The 17,002-nt window shown below is 66.6% G+C and carries 18 protein-coding genes; 14 read left to right on the top strand and 4 right to left on the bottom strand.

From position 1 onward, the window contains the following. Positions 1 to 214 precede the first annotated feature (214 nt). From motA to G542_RS0102090, 8 genes are all read left to right on the top strand, one after another. Positions 215 to 1,075, top strand: a complete 861-nt coding sequence (gene motA / locus G542_RS0102055; RefSeq protein WP_012697677.1) for a flagellar motor stator protein MotA — start codon at positions 215 to 217, stop codon at positions 1,073 to 1,075. 63 nt (positions 1,076 to 1,138) lie between these two features. Next, complete coding sequence (motB, locus tag G542_RS0102060; RefSeq protein ID WP_012697676.1) at positions 1,139 to 2,020, top strand: flagellar motor protein MotB; 882 nt, start codon at positions 1,139 to 1,141, stop codon at positions 2,018 to 2,020. Positions 2,021 to 2,075: 55 nt separating this feature from the next. Next, on the top strand, positions 2,076 to 2,744 hold the full coding sequence (locus tag G542_RS15635) for a class I SAM-dependent methyltransferase (RefSeq protein ID WP_162142320.1): 669 nt from the start codon (positions 2,076 to 2,078) through the stop codon (positions 2,742 to 2,744). Next, positions 2,741 to 4,075 (top strand): hypothetical protein, encoded by a 1,335-nt coding sequence (locus G542_RS0102070; protein WP_012697674.1) that lies wholly within the window; start codon positions 2,741 to 2,743, stop codon positions 4,073 to 4,075. The genes G542_RS15635 and G542_RS0102070 overlap by 4 nt, the downstream gene beginning before the upstream one ends. Before the next feature lie 12 nt (positions 4,076 to 4,087). Next, on the top strand, positions 4,088 to 4,879 hold the full coding sequence (locus tag G542_RS0102075; protein WP_444542961.1) for a TrmH family RNA methyltransferase: 792 nt from the start codon (positions 4,088 to 4,090) through the stop codon (positions 4,877 to 4,879). A 63-nt stretch (positions 4,880 to 4,942) separates the two neighbouring features. Further along, positions 4,943 to 5,401, top strand: coding sequence for a DUF4442 domain-containing protein (locus G542_RS0102080; protein ID WP_027823252.1), 459 nt, complete (start codon positions 4,943 to 4,945; stop codon positions 5,399 to 5,401). A 347-nt stretch (positions 5,402 to 5,748) separates the two neighbouring features. Further along, complete coding sequence (locus G542_RS0102085; RefSeq protein WP_027823253.1) at positions 5,749 to 6,450, top strand: response regulator transcription factor; 702 nt, start codon at positions 5,749 to 5,751, stop codon at positions 6,448 to 6,450. Continuing rightward, positions 6,447 to 7,913, top strand: a complete 1,467-nt coding sequence (locus tag G542_RS0102090; protein WP_027823254.1) for a sensor histidine kinase — start codon at positions 6,447 to 6,449, stop codon at positions 7,911 to 7,913. Before G542_RS0102085 ends, G542_RS0102090 begins: the two co-directional genes overlap by 4 nt. On the opposite strand, the gene G542_RS0102095 is transcribed toward G542_RS0102090, so the two are convergent. From G542_RS0102095 to G542_RS0102110, 4 genes are all read right to left on the bottom strand, one after another. Next, on the bottom strand, positions 7,849 to 8,280 hold the full coding sequence (locus tag G542_RS0102095) for a hypothetical protein (RefSeq protein ID WP_027823255.1): 432 nt from the start codon (positions 8,278 to 8,280) through the stop codon (positions 7,849 to 7,851). The genes G542_RS0102090 and G542_RS0102095 overlap by 65 nt on opposite strands. A 13-nt stretch (positions 8,281 to 8,293) precedes the next feature. Further along, the gene (locus G542_RS0102100) at positions 8,294 to 8,617 is read right to left on the bottom strand and encodes a hypothetical protein (RefSeq protein WP_012697668.1); all 324 of its coding nucleotides are present in this window, start codon (positions 8,615 to 8,617) and stop codon (positions 8,294 to 8,296) included. 111 nt (positions 8,618 to 8,728) lie between these two features. Then, the gene (locus tag G542_RS15640; protein ID WP_012697667.1) at positions 8,729 to 9,190 is read right to left on the bottom strand and encodes a DUF2799 domain-containing protein; all 462 of its coding nucleotides are present in this window, start codon (positions 9,188 to 9,190) and stop codon (positions 8,729 to 8,731) included. Beyond that, a complete protein-coding gene (locus G542_RS0102110; protein WP_027823256.1) occupies positions 9,187 to 9,795 on the bottom strand; it encodes an arylesterase in 609 nt (202 codons plus the stop codon). The genes G542_RS15640 and G542_RS0102110 overlap by 4 nt, the downstream gene beginning before the upstream one ends. Between G542_RS0102110 and G542_RS0102115 the strand changes: the two genes are divergently transcribed. The 6 genes from G542_RS0102115 to G542_RS17310 all read left to right on the top strand — a co-directional run bounded on the left by G542_RS0102115 (position 9,794) and on the right by G542_RS17310 (position 16,915). Then, positions 9,794 to 10,495 carry an ABC transporter ATP-binding protein gene (locus G542_RS0102115; protein ID WP_027823257.1) on the top strand — a complete coding sequence of 234 codons (702 nt, stop codon included), beginning with the start codon at positions 9,794 to 9,796 and terminating at the stop codon, positions 10,493 to 10,495. The two genes, G542_RS0102110 and G542_RS0102115, sit on opposite strands and share 2 nt — an antisense overlap. Next, complete coding sequence (locus G542_RS19405) at positions 10,492 to 12,969, top strand: ABC transporter permease (RefSeq protein ID WP_034984864.1); 2,478 nt, start codon at positions 10,492 to 10,494, stop codon at positions 12,967 to 12,969. Before G542_RS0102115 ends, G542_RS19405 begins: the two co-directional genes overlap by 4 nt. A 27-nt stretch (positions 12,970 to 12,996) precedes the next feature. Continuing rightward, positions 12,997 to 13,707, top strand: coding sequence for a TIGR01621 family pseudouridine synthase (locus G542_RS0102125; RefSeq protein ID WP_027823259.1), 711 nt, complete (start codon positions 12,997 to 12,999; stop codon positions 13,705 to 13,707). 62 nt (positions 13,708 to 13,769) lie between these two features. Next, on the top strand, positions 13,770 to 14,177 hold the full coding sequence (gene rnk, locus G542_RS0102130; protein ID WP_027823260.1) for a nucleoside diphosphate kinase regulator: 408 nt from the start codon (positions 13,770 to 13,772) through the stop codon (positions 14,175 to 14,177). 22 nt (positions 14,178 to 14,199) lie between these two features. After that, positions 14,200 to 14,826, top strand: coding sequence for an SMC-Scp complex subunit ScpB (gene scpB / locus G542_RS0102135; RefSeq protein WP_012697661.1), 627 nt, complete (start codon positions 14,200 to 14,202; stop codon positions 14,824 to 14,826). After that, positions 14,804 to 16,915, top strand: coding sequence for a pseudouridine synthase (locus G542_RS17310; protein WP_051189857.1), 2,112 nt, complete (start codon positions 14,804 to 14,806; stop codon positions 16,913 to 16,915). The genes scpB and G542_RS17310 overlap by 23 nt, the downstream gene beginning before the upstream one ends. The last annotated feature ends 87 nt before the right edge of the window (positions 16,916 to 17,002 follow it).

Consider the following 17,002-nt stretch of genomic DNA (forward strand, 5'->3'; position numbering starts at 1 on the left):
CCGGGCAACATATTTTTGGGGCAGGGCGGCTCTGGTAATATCCGAGCCGCCTTATTCGTGTTCTGGCCGGCGGCGGGGTGTTTGTGACAAAAGTCCGTATCGGGAAATCCGACAAATTCCGCAGGTTTTCCGCCGTCTGGCCGATATAGCGCAAGTGTTTGTCCATCCGGTGCGCCGGGTGGGGCTTTCCTCTCGAAATCAACGGGATTTCTGCATGTTTGTCATCATCGGCTACATCCTCGTACTCGGTAGCGTGATCGGCGGTTTCATGATGGCTGGCGGGCACGTTGCTGCCCTGCTTCAACCTAATGAACTGGTGATCATTTTCGGCGCAGGTACCGGGGCTTTTCTGGCCGCCAACGGTGGAGCGCCCTTGCGCGCCACCATGAAGGCCCTGCCGCAGCTCTTCAAGGGCGACAAATACAACAAGGCGCTCTACATGGAGCTGTTTGCCCTGTTGTTTGAAGTGCTGACCAAGGTGCGCAAGGAAGGCCTGATGTCGATCGAGGCCGATGTCGATGCTCCGCAGGAAAGCCCGATCTTTTCCAAGTATCCGGTCATTGTTAACGACCATCACGTGATCGACTTCATCTGCGATTACCTGCGCCTGATGGTGGGGGGCAACCTCAATCCGTTCGAGATCGAAAACCTGATGGATATCGAAATCGAAACCCACCACCACGAAGGTTCGGTACCGGTCGGGGCACTGGCCAAGATGGCCGACGGGCTGCCGGCATTCGGTATCGTGGCGGCCGTGATGGGGGTAGTGCACACCATGGAATCGGTCGGCATTCCTCCTGCCGAACTCGGCAAGCTGATTGCCGCAGCACTGGTCGGTACTTTCCTCGGTATCCTGCTGTCGTACGGTTTCATTGCTCCGTTGTCCAACCGGCTGGAATACAAGGTCAACGACGTGACCCGCGTGCTGACCACCATCAAGGTGACGCTGCTGGCTTCGCTCAACGGCTACGCTCCGCAGGTAGCTGTCGAATTCGGCCGCAAGGCGCTGTACGGAGCGGATCGTCCGGGCTTCCTCGAGCTGGAAGAGCACGTCAAGAGTGCCAAGAACCGCTGATTTTTGCCTGACTGACGGACAGGCCGGTAATTCTGCCTGTCCGCCTTTTTGCAGGGAGGCCGCATGGCCGACGAGTCCCAACGTCCGATAATTGTCAAACGCATCAAGAAAGGTCACGGAGGCCATCACGGCGGCGCGTGGAAGATCGCTTATGCCGACTTCGTGACCGCCATGATGGCGTTCTTCCTGCTGATGTGGCTGCTGTCCTCTGTTTCCCAGGGCACGCTGGCAGGGATTTCAGAGTACTTCAAGACCCCCCTGAAAGTAGCGCTGTCCGGCGGTGACGGATCGGGTGATGCCACCAGCGCGATCAAGGGCGGCGGGCAGGACCTGACCCGTTCTGCGGGCCAGGTCAAGCGTACTTACATGAACGAAGAGCGGCAACGCGAGCGGCAGGTCCTGTCGAAACTGCAGCAGCGCATCTCGATGGCGATCGAATCCAATCCGGTGCTGCGCAAGTACAAGAACCAGCTGTTGCTGGAAATGACGCCCGAGGGCCTGAAAGTCCAGATCGTCGACGAAAAGAACCGGCCGATGTTCGATTCGGGTAGCGCCAACCTGCTGCCGCATACCAAGGACATCCTGCATGAGTTGGGCAAGATGTTTAATGACGTGCCCAATCGCCTGTCGGTTTCCGGCCATACCGATGCCACACCTTATGCCGGTGGCGAACGTGGCTATTCCAACTGGGACCTGTCAGCCGACCGGGCCAACGCCGCCCGCCGCGAACTGCTGGCTGGCGGCATGCAGGACCAGAAAATCCTGCGCGTGGTCGGCCTGGGGTCGGCCAATCCCTTGGACAAGCAGAACGCGGTCAATCCGATCAACCGCCGGATAGCAATCGTGGTGCTGAACAAACAAAGCGAAGAGCAGATCCTGGGTGAACATCCACCGGAAGGAACCACTGCCAATGGCGAACCCGACACCGCAGCGGCCAACCGCTAGATCCGGCAGGTTGCGCCCGGCGCGGCACCTGTGGTCGCTGCCGCTCTCCCTCGTCATGACAATGGCGATTTCGCAGGGCTTGCTGCTGGCACCGGTATGGCTGGCCATGCCGATGACCCTGGGGCTGGCGTTGATACTGGGTGCGCGTGGCTGGCTGCTTTTCGTGTATGCCGGTTTCTGGCCGGCGCTGGTAGGACTGCTGTCGCTGGATGTGCCGGGCTGGTGGTTTGGTGCCGCCGCCTTGTTGCTGTTTGCCCTGTCGCGCCATGCCATTGGCGAGCGTGTACCGCTGTTCCTGTCCAGCAAGGCTGCCGTAGCCCGGTTGGCAGCCGAACTGCCGGCCGGTGCGCGGGTGGCAGACATGGGATGCGGCATCGGCAGTGTTGTCGTGCCGCTGGCACGACTGCGGCCGGACTTGCATGTCACCGGGGTTGAAGGCTCTTGGCTGACCTGGCTGATTGCCAGGTTGCGGGCCGCCAATTCTTCTGCCTGCATCCGCTACGGCGACATCTGGCGTCAGGACTGGCAGGCGTTTGACGTGATCTATGTCTATCTGTCGCCCGTTCCCATGCCGCGGGTCTGGCAGAAATTCCAGACCGAGGCGGCTCCCGGCGCCTGGCTGGTCAGCAATACCTTTGGCATCGACGGTGTACCCCCGGTCCGGCAGGCCGGGCTGGACGACGTCATGCAATCGCAACTGCAGTATTGGATATCCGCACGATGAATCGACGCGAGCTAGAACATTTCGCCGGCAAAACCTGGCCCGTCATGGGATTTACGGTCCAGCGACTGTTTGCCTTTTCCGAAGCAGACCGCGAACGGCTCAATGCATCCGATCTGGCCAATGCCGTTTTGCATGATCCCTTGCTGGTATTCCAGCTGATGCGTGCGGTCGGGCAGATCGAACGGGGGCGCAAGCTGTCGGACACCCTGTGCGTGGAACATGCACTGATGCTGATCGGGGTGGATCCGTTCTTTACCTCGTTCGGCCAGATGCCGTCGATTGATACCCACCCGGGCATGGTGGCACGGCGCAAGCGTACCGTGGCAGCCCTGCTGGCGCGGGCGCGCATGGCTGCCCTGCTGGTGAAGGACTGGCTGTCGATGATCGACGAGTACCGGGTGGAGGAATATTTTACCGCGGCCTTGCTCTACAACGTGCCGCTGGCCTTTTACGCCATTGACAACGACGTCGAGCTGGAAGGCGATGTCGAGCGGGCAGCCCTGCGGGCGCTGGGCGAACAGTATCCGTTGTTCGTGCGTGACATCCTCGGCGCCACCGGCATGCCGGGCAAGATCCTCGACCTGCTGCTGGGGCAGGACCTCGAACTGTCGCGCCAGCGCCTTCTGCTGCGGCATGCCATCCATACGGCCAATCATCTGGCTGCCGGCTGGTGGACGCAGGAAGTGCAAAGTCACCTGCGGGCCGTGTCCGGGCTGGTGACGCAGCCGGAAGACACCATCTGGCGCAGCGTCATCAACGCCGCACTGTCGCTGGCGCGGGTGCCGTATACCCGCGCCTATGCCGACCCGGCCCGGGTGCTGCCGCTGATTGCCGAGGCACCGCTGGTGTCGGAAAACGATTTTCTGGAGCTGGACTGGCAGTCGGACGACGGCGGTGAAGTGGCGCGCTACAACCTGGCGCTGTCGCAGGCCGTGCGGCGTGTCGCCAGCACGGCCGGGGTGGACCGGGTGATGTTCTTCCAGCTGGATGCCGGCAACGGCCAGCTGGTCAGCCGCTATCACATCGGCGTGGATGTCGGTGATGCGCTGGTCCAGCAGTCGATCGACCCGCTGGCGCCGGGGTTCTTTGCCACGTTCACCACCAAGCCGCAGGCATTCCGGGCCAGTGCCGGGCAGGTGCCGCTGCTGATGGAGCGCTACCCGCATCCCCTGTGGCCCTTGCTGGCTCCGCAGGGCTTCGTGCTGGTGTCGGTGTTCCGCCAGGGACGGCTGGCCGGAGTCATGCTGGTGGATAACCAGACCCGGGGTGCCGGCGTGGACGACCAGGCCTATGCCCGCGTCAAGGCGGCCGTGGCGGCGCTGCCGCTGTAGCCAGCGGCGCGCGTGCTACACTCGCGCGCCATGAAATACCTGACCTCTGCCCAAAACGACACGCTGAAATCCCTGGTCCGGCTGGCCTCCCGGCCGGCAGAGCGCCGCAAGTCCGGCCTCCTGGTGCTGGAAGGACTGCATCTCGTCGATGCCTGGCTGGCCCGCCAGCCGCGCCTGGACCAGCTGTTCGTGCGCGAAGATGCGCTGGCTCATCCCGAAGTGACGGCCTTGCTGGCCCGCCTGTCAGCGGATACACCGGTGGCCGTCGTGCCCGCTGCCCTGCTTGGCAAGGCCAGTGAACTGGCCTCGCCGGCCGAGGTCATCGCACTGGCCCCCATTCCCGTTCCGGCACCGTATCACGGCGGTTCAGTCCTGCTGCTCGATGACGTGCAGGACCCCGGCAATCTGGGCACGCTGCTGCGCACGGCTGCCGCCGCCGACGTGCGCCGGGTCTATCTGTCGGCGGGCTGTGCCGATGTGTGGTCCGGCAAGGCGTTGCGTGCCGGCATGGGCGCCCAGTTTGCCCTCGACCTGCACGAGCGCGCCGTGCTGCCGGCCGTGTTGCAGGCTTTTTCCGGCCGCAAGGTGGTCACCCATCTGGAAGGCAGCGTACCGCTCTGGTCGCTGGACCTGACCGGGGACGTGGCATTCGTGTTCGGCAACGAGGGCGCGGGCGTCAATGCCGCCGTGCTCGACTGCGCGCCGGACCGGGTCATCATTCCCATGCCTGGCGTGGCCGAATCGCTGAACGTGGCCGCCGCTGCCGCCATCTGCCTGTTCGAGCGCGTACGCCAGCGCAGCTAGCGGCCGATTGACGCCGGTCATGCCTTCAGGATAATGCCGGTTTTCAAACGATCGTTTGCTTTCATGAAAATGACTCCGCGGGTGGCCAGACTCGTCATGAACCTGTGGCCGCCGTTTGCCGGCGCCGGCATCCGTATCCAGCGCATCGCACCTGACTGGCACGAAGTCGATGTCGGCCTGCGGCTGCGCTGGTTCAACCGCAACGCGCGCGGCGTCCATTTTGGCGGCAGCCTGTACGCCATGACCGACCCGTTTTACATGCTGATGCTCATGCAGCTGTTGGGGCCGGAATACAACGTCTGGGACAAGGCCGCTTCGATCGAATTCATCAGGCCTGGTACCGGCCGCTTGCAGGCCCGCTTTCGCCTTTCGCCAGAGCAGGTGGAAGCCATCCGCCAGGCCACGGCCCACGGTGAGCGCCATCTGCCGGAATTCACCGTCGATATCGTCAACGAAGCCGGTGAAACGGTTTCGCGGGTACGCAAGACGCTGTATGTGCGCCGTCATCGCCCGCGCGGCTGAATGACCGGTTGTGCCGTGCCCCTGCACGGGGGCTGCGCTCCTGACGGGCAAGGCAAGGAAGGCTCCCGCAGGGCTGTGCGGCTGGTGCACCAGAGGCCTGGGTCCGGTTTCCTGGCGTGCGGAACCGGCACGACCAGCCGGCGCTGGCAGCGTTCGCGTGGGTAGCGGAACTGGCTGGCCAGCGCTTGCCTGACCGGTGGCATGCCCGGTATTTCGCACGTTTTTCCGGCCCTGGTCGCACCGGAGACTTCCGTTCTGGCAAGAGAAAAACGCCACAGCCTGTCCCGGACCTCTGCCCGGGTGCCCTGGTTAGACTGACAGGATGTGCAACCGTGTAGCAAACCGCCATGAACCACATTCTGGTTGTCGATGACGACAGTGATATCCGCGACGTGCTCGGCCTGCTGTTGCAGCGGCACGGCTTTGCCGTGACCTGCGTGGCGGACGGTGTGGCGGCACTGGACCTGCTGGCCCGGCAGCACGTCGACCTGCTGGTGCTGGATGTCAACATGCCCGGCCCTGACGGTCTTGAGGTATGCCGGCAGTTGCGTGAACGGGCTGCCGTACTGCCGATCCTGTTCCTGTCGGCGCTGGGGCGCGAGGCCGACAAGGTGGCCGGGCTGATGGCCGGGGGAGACGATTATCTGGTCAAGCCGTTTTCCTCGGCCGAACTGGTGGCCCGCATCACGGCGCAGCTGCGCCGGGTCAACCGCTTTGCTCCGGCTGCTGCGGTGCCGGACAATCCGCAATGCCTGCGGGCGGGAGTCCTGCAAGTCGATCTGGACACCTGCCGGGTCCGGGTGGCAGGCCAGCCGGTCACGCTGACCGAGCGCGAATTCCGCCTGCTCGCACTGCTGGTGCGCCGGCCGGAACGGGTGTTCAGCCTCGAGGAACTGCACCAGGGCGCCTGGGACAATCATGACCCGGTGGCGGACAAGACCATCATGGCGCACATCTCCAACCTGCGGCACAAGCTGGGAGCGGCAGGCGGGGCCGGTCTGGTCGAAACGGTCTGGGGCTTTGGCTACCGCCTGCGGAGCACGACATGAAACGCTGGCTGCTGCATTCGCTGCTGGGCAGGTTTTTTGCCCTGCTGACGGTTTCGGTGGCGGCCGGGCTGGCCAGCTTCGCGTTGCTGCACCAGCTGATGTCACCATGGACCAGCGCCATCCAGCAGCAGATCGTGGAATCAGGCACACGCTGGCTGGAGCAGTACGCCGCGCTCAAGGACGAAGTCGAACGCCTGCCGGCCGGGCTGACCCCGCCGCAGGCCCGGCAGCTGGCGCAAAAGATCACTGCCGACCTGGCGCCGTTCGAATCGGTCGAAGTGTCGGTTTACAGTCCGGATTCTGTCTGTCTGGCCGGCTGCACGCCGCGGGCGCGTCCGGGCAAGTCGCTGTTGCTGTCGATCCAGGGGCTGGCCAATGCCCACTGGGCCTTCCGCAGCGATTTCGGCCGGGGCAGCTGGGTGGTGGTCGACCGGCCCAACCGGGGTGCGGCACCGGCGATCCGTTTGCTGCTGGACCGTTTCAACCTGCTGGTAGCGCTGGAAGTGCTGCTGGCAACCGCCGTGGGCCTGACCGTACTGGCCTCGGTCATGCGCCGCTCGATCCGCCGGCTCAACCGCATTTCCTCGTCGCTGGACAAGCTGCCGGGAACCGGCCAGGACGTGGAATTGCCGGTACGCGGGCAGGACGAACTGGCGAGCCTGGAAACCAGCGTCAACCGCATGGCGGCGCTGTCGCGGGACAAGGCCGAGGCCGAGGCCCGGCTGGCCCGGCAGCGCAGCGAAATGGTGACGGCGGTGTCGCACGACCTGCGCAGTCCGCTGACCGGCCTGCTGGGTTATCTGGAGCTGGCCGAAGGCGAGGACGATCCGGCCCGGCGCAACCGCTACCTGGCGATGGCACGGCAAAAAACCGATGCCATGCGTGACCTGGCTACCCGCTTGCAGGAGTACGCCAGTCTGGCCGACCCGGACCGGGTGCTGGCCCTGCGCCTGCAACCGGCGTCAGTCAGCGCCATCGTGTGCCAGCGCTGGTTTGAAACCGCACTGATGCTGGAAGGGCAGGGCGGCATGACGGCGGACAGCGGGCTGGAAACGGACTGCATGGCGCTGGTCGATCCTGAATACTTCAGCCGGGCCGTGGGCAATGCCATCGACAACGCCACCCGCCATCTGGCGCCCGGTGCCTGCCTGCAGATCCGGCTGACGCGGGAAGCCGGGCAGATTGTCGTGGCGGTCAGCAATGTCATGACCGAAGCGGCGCAGGCCGGTATTGACGCAGCACTGGCAGCGTTTGCTGCGGGAGCGCCGGTGCGGCGTGCCAGTGGCGGCTACGGGTTTGGCCTTGCCATCAGCCGCCAGATCATGCGCCGCATGGGCGGAGACTACTGTCTGCAACGTGACGGTGCTCTGCTGACGGCGCGTCTGAGCGTGCCGGAGCTCACCACGGACGGGTGCTGCGTTCCAGTTGCTGGCACTGGCGATAATCCAGCCGGGCACCCATGAAGCGTCCGCTGCGGCGGGTGTGGTCGCGTGTCTCGTGTGCCAGTCGCTGCTGGTGGCCGGGCAACAGGTGCATGGCATTCCGGGCATGCTGGCCGGCCAGCCGGTAACGGGCGGCGCGTGCCGGTTGCAACGTGCTGCACCATTGCATGGCACCGGAATAGGCGCCGATGCGCCGGGCGCGCAGGTCACTGCCGTGGGCGGCCACCGGCTGGAGTGATGTGGCAGCCGGGACAAGACCCGCTGCGGGTGATGCAAAAAGGCTGGTGCCTGCCGGCATGACCGGCTTACCGGCCAGGGCCGCAGGGCTGGCGGCCAGCCCCAGGGTAGCAACCCAGCCCGCAGCAAAGACAGAGCGGATCGGTGTCATGTGCAGGCTCCGGTCAGCGGGCGCGATAGTATTCGCGGGCGATTTCGCGGCGGGCCTCGCGTTTTTCCTGCATCACGTCCCGGTAGGCCCGGGCCTTGGCCTGATTGACCTCGCGGATGCCCTGACGGATGGCGCGGCGCTTTTCGCGCGGGGTGTCGGCCTCAAGGTAATTGCGGGTTGCCTCGCGGCGTTCCTGCAAGACTTCGCGTGCACCTTCGCGCTTGGCGCGCTCGACTTCATGGATGCCTTCGCGGATTTCGTGGCGCACCCCCCAGGACGAAGCCATGGCAGAGGTGGCAGTCAGGCCGAGCATCAGGGCGATCAGAACGGATTTCATCAGGCAGCTCCTGCATCAGTGGTGTCGATGGCAGGAGTGTGCCGGTCAAAGTTTGGGATTTTTCCTAGGGCAGCCGGGAAAAGCCGCCGGTGTGAAAAAACGCACGCTGTGTCAGCAGCCGAAGGCCGGCGGCGGGCCGCCCCAGCCCCACGGCGAACCCCAGCCCCAGCCCCAGCCGCCGCGCCAGCGGTTGTAGCAGCTTTGCACCCGGTAGAGCCGGTAAGCCGGCCGGTAGGCGGCCAGGAAATCCGGCTCGCTGGCCGCCGGGCAGGTGCCGGGGACGTAGGGTTGCCCGGACAGGCCGGCCGCCTCGCCGCCTTGCGGGGTGCAGAACTCGGCCAGTCCCTGCCGGTAGCCCTGCATCCATGCCTGCTCGTTGAACGGTACGCCGTATTTGGCGCAAGCCTGTACGCGCGATTGCAGGCGCGCCAGGGTGTAGCCGTTGCTGCCATCCTGCAGACCCAGTTGCTCGGGTGAATCGGTACGGCATTCCTGCGCGTTCATCACCGCGCAGCCCGACAGGGCCGACACCAGCAGGAGCGGTGTGAGGAAGGAGGCTTTCAGGACGGTCATCGGGCATCTTTCAGTAAAGGCTGCAAGGCCGGTTTCACTACCGACAGCATGCGGGGCTGGGCCGCGGCGATCGGATGGATGGCATCCGGCTGGAACATGCTGCGGTCCGCACCGAAACCTGCAATCAGCGAAGGCACCAGCGGCAGCTTGCGGTTACGTGCCACCTCATCATAGACAGCGGCAAATTCGCGCGTGTAGCGCGGGCCGTAGTTGGGCGGCAGCTCGATGCCCACCAGCAGCACCCGTGCCCGCCGGGCCCGGGCCAGCTCCACCATGCGGTCAAGGTTGTCGCGCAGCTCCGCCGGCGGCAGGCCACGCAGGCCGTCGTTGCCACCCAGTGCCAGGATCAGGACATCCGGTTTATGCTGTTGCAGTGCAGCGGGCAGACGCGTCAGCCCGCCGGCCGAGGTTTCGCCCGATACACTGGTGTTGATGACCCGGTGCCGGGGAGCAAGCTCGCGCGCCAGCAGGCTGACCCAGCCTTCACCCGCTTTCAGGCCATAACCGGCCGACAGCGAATCGCCGAACACCATGACGGTTGCCGCCAGTGCCGGCACGCATGCCAGACTGGTCCAACCGGCCAACAGCCAGAAAACATAACGCATGATCGCCTCCGAAAACCGTTCCGTCATTCTGCAAGCCCGCGACCTGTCGCGACAAGTCGTGTTTGGCGGCCAGCCGCTGGTCATCCTTGCGGGCATCAACCTGACCCTGCACGCCGGAGACACGCTGGCCATCGTCGGCCGTTCCGGCTCGGGCAAATCCACCCTTCTCGGCCTGCTGGCCGGGCTGGACCTGCCAAGCCACGGTGACGTGCTGCTGGCCGGACAATCGCTGTCGGCCCTCGACGAGGACGGCCGCGCCCGCCTGCGCCAGCAGCAGATCGGCTTCGTGTTCCAGAATTTCCAGTTGCTGCCGGCGCTGTCGGCACTGGAAAACGTCATGCTGCCGCTGGAGCTGGCCGGCACGTCCGATGCCCGGGCACGGGCTGTGGCCATGCTGGAGCGGGTCGGCCTGGCCGATCGGCTGGCACACCGGCCGCAGGAACTGTCCGGTGGCGAACAGCAGCGCGTGGCAGTGGCCCGTGCCTTTGTCTCCCGGCCGGCCTTGCTGCTGGCCGACGAACCGACCGGCAACCTCGACGGCGACACCGGCCTCCTCGTGGCTGACCTGTTGTTTGAACTCAACCGCGAACAGGGCACGACGCTGGTGCTGGTCACCCACGACACCGAGCTGGCACGCCGCTGTTCGCACCAGGTACGGCTGGCCGGTGGCCGGCTGGTGGAGAAGGAGCAGTCAGCATGACCGGACTGGTATGGCGCCTGGCCTGGCGCGAGTGGCGTGCCGGCGATCTGGCAGTGCTGATGAGCGCGGTGGCCGTGGCCGTGGCGGCCCTGATGAGCGTGGCCCTGCTGTCAGACCGGGTGAACAGTGCGCTGGCGCGCCAGGCCAGCGAATTGCTGGCAGCCGACCTGTCGCTCAATAGCGACCGGCCGCCGTCGTCCGCCCGCCTGACGGTACTGCGCGGACTGGGACTGGACGTAGGCCAGAGTGCCAGCCTGCCGTCGATGGCCTTTGCCAGTGCCGGCGGCCGGCTGGTCAACCTCAAGGCCGTGTCGGCCAACTGGCCCCTGCGCGGTGAAGTCACCTTGGCCACCGCCGGCGGCGAGCAGCGCGGCCGGCTGGCACCGGCCCGCGGCACCGTCTGGGCCGATGCCAGGCTGCTGGCGGCGCTCGGGGTGCGGACCGGCGACCGGCTGACACTGGGCGAACGTGAGTTCGTCATTGCAGCCGAGCTGGTGCGCGAGCCTGACGGGGCGCTGGACCTCTACAACTTCGTCCCGCGCGTGGTGATGCCGATGGACGACCTGGCTGCCACCGGGCTGGCCGGTGAAGGTGCCCGGGTACGCTGGCGCCTTCTGGCCGCGGGTGAGCCGGCGCAGGTGACGTCGGCCGCCAGCCTGCTCAAGCCGCAGCTGGCGCGCGGCGAGCGGCTGGAAGACATCCGCGAGGCGCGTCCCGAACTGCGGGTGGCGCTGGAGCGGGCCGGGCGCTTTCTGGGGCTGACGGCGCTGGCTACCGTGGGCCTGGCCGCTGCGGCCGTGGCCCTGGCGGCTCGTCACTGGCTGGGGCGGCATACGCGCATGGCGGCCGTGCTGGCCACGCTGGGCGCCACGCGGCGGTTGCGGCTGGCCGTGTTTGCCGGCCAGCTGTTGCTGGCGGCGGGTGCCGCGGCCCTGCTGGGGGCACTGGCAGGGGGCGGGGCGCAGATGTGGCTGGCAGCACGACTGGCGGCATGGGCCGGCGTGACCCTGCCGGCGGCAGCCTGGCCGGTATGGCTGCTGGCACCGGCGCTGGGGCTGGTGCTGGTACTGGGGCTGACCGCACCGTATCTGCTGGCCCTGACCCGGACGCCGGCGCTGGCCGTGTTGCGCGAGGACGTGCAGCAGACGCCGGCCGGCTGGGCCGTGGCCGGGGTGGCGCTGGCCTGCCTGATGCTGCTGGCGTGGCCGCTGATCGGTGACGCCACGCTGGCGTGGGTCGGCATGGCCGGCTTTGCCGGCTTTGCCCTGGTGGTAGCGGTGCTGGTGCGGCTGGCACTGGCGGGTCTGGCCCGCTTGCCCAGCCGTGGCGTGGGCGTGGGATTCGGCCTGCGCCTGCTGGCGCGGCGACCGTGGCTGGCCGGATTGCAGGCCATGGCGCTGGCAGTCGGCGGCATGGCCCTCCTGACGGTGGCGCTGGTGCGCGGTGACCTGCTGGATGCCTGGCGCGGCCAGCTGCCGGCCGATGCGCCCAACCGTTTTGCCATCAACATCCAGCCCGCCCAGGTCGGGCCGCTGTCGGCCATGTTCCGCGAGCTGGCGCTGCCGGTACCGGAGTTTGCGCCGATGTACCGGGCCCGCCTGACTGCGATCGGTGACCGGCCGGTGGTGCCGGAGCAATACCCGGACCAGCGGGCGCGCCATCTGGCCGAGCGTGAATTCAACCTGTCGTGGCGGGCGGCGCTGCCGCCGGCCAACCGGGTTACGGACGGACGGTTCTGGTCCGGCGGTGGCCAGGAGGCGGCGTTTTCGGTCGAGGCCGGACTGGCCCGTACACTGGGCATCCGCGTGGGTGACACGCTGTCGTTCGATCTGGCGGGCCGGACGGTCCGGGCGCCGGTGACCAGCCTGCGCGAGGTGCGCTGGGATTCGTTCCGGGTCAATTTCTTCGTGCTGGCGAGCCCTGGCCTGCTGGCTGGCGAACCGGCCAGTCTGGTGTCGAGCTTTTACCTGCCGCCCGACCGGCTGGTGGCGTTCGAGCAGGCGCTGGCGCGTTTTCCCGGCGTGACGGTGGTGGATGTCACTGCGTTGCTCAACGAGGTGCGCCAGCTCACCGACCGGCTGGCGCAGGCGGTGGAATTCCTGTTCGGCTTCACGCTGGCGGCCGGTCTGGTCACGCTGGTGGCGGCGACCGTGGCCACCCAGGCCGAACGTGCGCGCGACGCGGCATTGCTGCGCACGCTGGGGGCGACCCGGCGCCAGTTGCTGGCGGTGCTGCTGGGCGAGTTCCTGTGGCTGGGCGTGCTGGCCGGCGTGCTGGCTGCGCTGGGCGCGGGGGCACTGGGCTGGGCGGTGGGCTTCTGGGTGCTGGACCTGACCTTGCTGCCCAGTCCGTGGCTGTTGCTGGCCGGTGTGGGGCTGTGCGGGCTGGCGGCGTTGCTGGCCGGCGGCTGGGCGGTCCGGCGCGTGCTGGCCGAACCGCCGGCGGCGCGCCTGCGGGCGCTGTCAGCCGTATAATCCGGCCCTTTTTCCAAGGAGGATGCCATGTACCGGCTGGTGGACGAGCAGGCGGCGTTTCTGGTGATCGACAAGGCGCCGGGTACACATGTGCACCGTGACGGCGAGGCGACCGGGCTGATGGACCGGCTGCGGGACGATACCGGCTGCGATACGCTGCATCTGGTGCACCGGCTGGATGCAATGACTTCCGGCCTGCTGCTGGTGGCGCGCTCGGCAGAAGCGGCGGCCGCGCTGGGGCAGGCTCTGGCCGCCCGGCAGGTGGAAAAATTCTATCTGGCCCTGTCGGACCGCAGTCCGCGCAAGAAGCAGGGCTGGGTGATCGGCGACATGGAGCGCAGCCGGCGGGCCAGCTGGAAACTGCTGCCGACCCGGCAGGATCCGGCAGTCACGCAGTTTTTTTCGGCGGCAGCGGGTGACGGCCGGCGCCTGTTCCTGCTGCGTCCGCGCACCGGGCGCACGCACCAGCTGCGCGTGGCGCTCAAAAGCCTGGGCGCACCGATCTGGGGCGATTCGCTCTATCATCCGCAAGAACCCGGCCGTGAGACCCCGGACCGCGGCTATCTGCACAGCTACGGAATCGGTTTCGTGCTGGACGGCCGGCTGTGGCGCTATGTGTCGGCACCTGAGGCCGGAGCCTGCTGGCCGGTCTTGCCCGAGGCGTGGAAACAGCCCGCCCTGTTGCCATGGCCCGGTGGCTCCGTGCCCGGTTTGCAGGTAGAATGCGCCGCAGAATGACGGGTTGCCGCGGGGCAGCCCGTTTTTGCTTGTCTGGCTGAATTTTTTACGGAAATCGCACCATGACCCAGCCCTCCCTGACTATTTCGAGCCTTGACCTCGATCGCCTGGAAGATCTGCTCGAGCAGGTCGACCCCCGCGAGTTTCCGGCTGCCCGCCAGCTGGAAACCGAGCTTGCCCGTGCCGATGTGGTGGACCCGCAGGACATGCCGGCTGGCGTGGTGACGATGAATTCGCGTGTGCGCTTTGCCGATGCGGCCGGTGCCACCCGCGAATTCCAGCTTTGCTATCCGAAGGACATGACCGGTTCGCCGGACCAGCTGTCGGTGCTGGCACCGGTCGGTGCCGCCTTGCTGGGCCTGTCGTCCGGGCAGGCCATCGACTGGCCGCTGCCCGACGGCGGCCATACCCGGCTGACCGTGCTGGATGTCGTGTGGCAGCCGGAAGCCGCCGGCGAACTGCACCGCTGACCGGTTGTCCTGCAACACTGGCATGAGTACGATCACCGACCTCAAATACCTCAAGACCGTCATCGAAACGGCGCTGCTGACCGCGACCGACCCCCTGACGGTGCACGACCTCAAGCGGCTCTTCAGCGAACCCTTGCAGTCCGGGCTGATCTACGAGATGGTCGAGGAAATCCAGGGCGAATGGCGCGGTCGCGGCATCGAACTGGTCAAGCTCGCCAGTGGCTGGCGCTTCAGGGCGCGGGCCGAATTCAAGCCCTACCTTGAAAGGCTCAACCCGGAAAAACCGCCGCGCTACTCGCGGGCCGTGATGGAAACCATCGCCATTGTGGCCTACCGCCAGCCGGTGACCCGTGGCGACATCGAAGCGATCCGCGGAGTCAGCGTATCAAGCCATGTCATGCAGACCCTGTCCGAGCGCGGCTGGGTTGAAGTGATCGGCCACAAGGACGTACCCGGCCGGCCAGGGCTGTACGCCACCACACACAAGTTTCTCGATGACCTGGGGTTGAAGTCGCTCAAGGACCTGCCGCCCCTCGCCGACCTGGGCACCCTCGTATTGCCCGAAGCCATGAATACCGCGACCGGCGCCGAAGCGGCGGCCGCAGACATACAAGAAAGTTCCGAACATGTCGAAACCGAAACACAGTAACCAGAACACCGCGCGCCAACCCGTCGCGCGGACCCGCCGTGACCAGCCGCAAGGCGGGTTCGGCCAGTCCGGCAGCGGCGACAAGCGTTCGTTCACCCCGCGTGGCGAGGGTGGCTACAACCGCGGCCCGAAGCCGTTCGGCGGCAACGACGAGCGCCGTGGCGGCGACCGCGGTCGTTTCGAACCGCGTGAAGGCGGTGGTGACCGCAGCCGGTTTGAAAACCGCGAAGGTGGCAACCGTGGCCGTTTTGATTCCCGTGACGGTGGCGACAAGCGCCCGTTCACTCCGCGTGGTGAGGGCGGCTACAACCGCGGCCCGAAGCCGTTTGGTGGCAATGACGAACGCCGTGGCGGTGATCGCGGCCGTTTCGAGCCGCGCGAAGGCGGCAACCGTGGCCGGTTTGATGCCCGCGACGGTGGCGACAAGCGCCCGTTCACGCCGCGTGGCGAGGGTGGCTACAACCGTGGTCCGAAGCCGTTTGGCGGAAATGACGAACGCCGTGGCGGTGACCGCGCTCGTTTCGAGCCGCGCGAAGGCGGCGGTGACCGCAGCCGGTTTGAAAACCGCGAAGGCGGTAACCGTGGCCGGTTTGATGCCCGCGACGGTGGCGACAAGCGCCCGTTCACGCCGCGTGGCGAGGGTGGCTACAACCGCGGCCCGAAGCCGTTTGGCGGCAACGATGAACGCCGTGGCGGTGACCGCACTCGCTTCGAGCCGCGTGAAGGCGGTGGTGACCGTAGCCGGTTCGACAACCGCGGCCGGTTTGATTCCCGTGACGGTGGCGACAAGCGCCCGTTCACGCCGCATGGAGAAGGTGGCTACAACCGCGGTCCGAAGCCGTTCGGCGGCAACGACGAACGCCGTGGTGGTGATCGCGGCCGCTTCGAGCCGCGCGAAGGCGGTGGTGACCGTAGCCGGTTCGACAACCGCGAAGGTGGCAACCGTGGCCGTTTTGATTCCCGTGACGGTGGCGACAAGCGCCCGTTCACGCCGCGTGGAGAAGGTGGCTACAACCGCGGCCCGAAGCCGTTTGGCGGCAATGACGAACGCCGTGGCGGTGATCGCGGCCGTTTCGAGCCGCGCGAAGGCGGTGGTGACCGCAGCCGGTTCGACAACCGCGAAGGCGGCAACCGTGGCCGGTTTGATTCCCGCGACGGAGGCGACAAGCGCCCGTTCACCCCGCGTGGTGAGGGCGGCAAGAAGCCGGCTGCACCGGTACCGTTGACCTCGCGAGCCAAGCGCATGCCGCAGCGTCACCTGTCGGACAAGATTGAAAACAAGATGCAGAAGCTGCGCGAGCAGCGCATCGACCCCAGCGTGTCGCTCAACGAAATGCGCCTGCAAAAGGCACTGGCGCTGGCGGGCCTCGGCTCGCGGCGCGACATGGACGAGCTGGTGGCGGCCGGTCGCGTCAGCATCAATGGTGCCGTGGCCGAGCTGGGCGCACGGGTCAGGCCGGGTGACAAGGTGCGGGTTGACAGCAAACCGGTGCTGATCCGCTGGCCTGACCGTCTGCCGCGCGTGATCGTCTACCACAAGCAGGAAGGCGAAATCGTCACCCGTGACGATCCGGAAGGCCGGACCACCGTGTTCGACCGCCTGCCGCAGACCCGCAGCAGCAAGTGGGTGGCGATCGGCCGCCTGGACGTCAATACGTCCGGCCTGCTGATCTTCACCACCTCGGGTGATCTGGCCAACCGCATGACGCACCCGAGCTTCGAAGTCGAGCGCGAGTACGCCGTACGCGTGCTGGGCAAACTGACGCCGGAGCAGATGAAGGAAACCACGGCCGGCGTGCAGCTGGACGACGGTCCGGCCAGCTTCCAGTTCATCCGCGAGGATGACGACAAGGAAGACAGCGTCAACCACTGGTACCGGGTCGGTATCCGTGAAGGCCGCAACCGCGAAGTGCGCCGCATGTTCGAGCATTTCGGCCTGACGGTCAGCCGCCTGATGCGCGTGCGCTTTGGCATCGTGACGCTGCCAAGCCGCCTCAAGCGTGGCCAGTTCTACGAGCTGAACGAGCTGGAGGTCAGCAAGCTGATGCACTGGTCCGGCCTGACCATGGCCGGTACCCGCGCCGATTGACGGTGTTCCGGTACCGCCAGTCTGCCTGTTCAGCCCGGGACAAGGCAGCTGCGGCAGACTGTGTGGTACGTCAACGTGATTACCAGA

Source organism: Laribacter hongkongensis DSM 14985, from assembly GCF_000423285.1.
GTDB lineage: Bacteria > Pseudomonadota > Gammaproteobacteria > Burkholderiales > Aquaspirillaceae > Laribacter > Laribacter hongkongensis.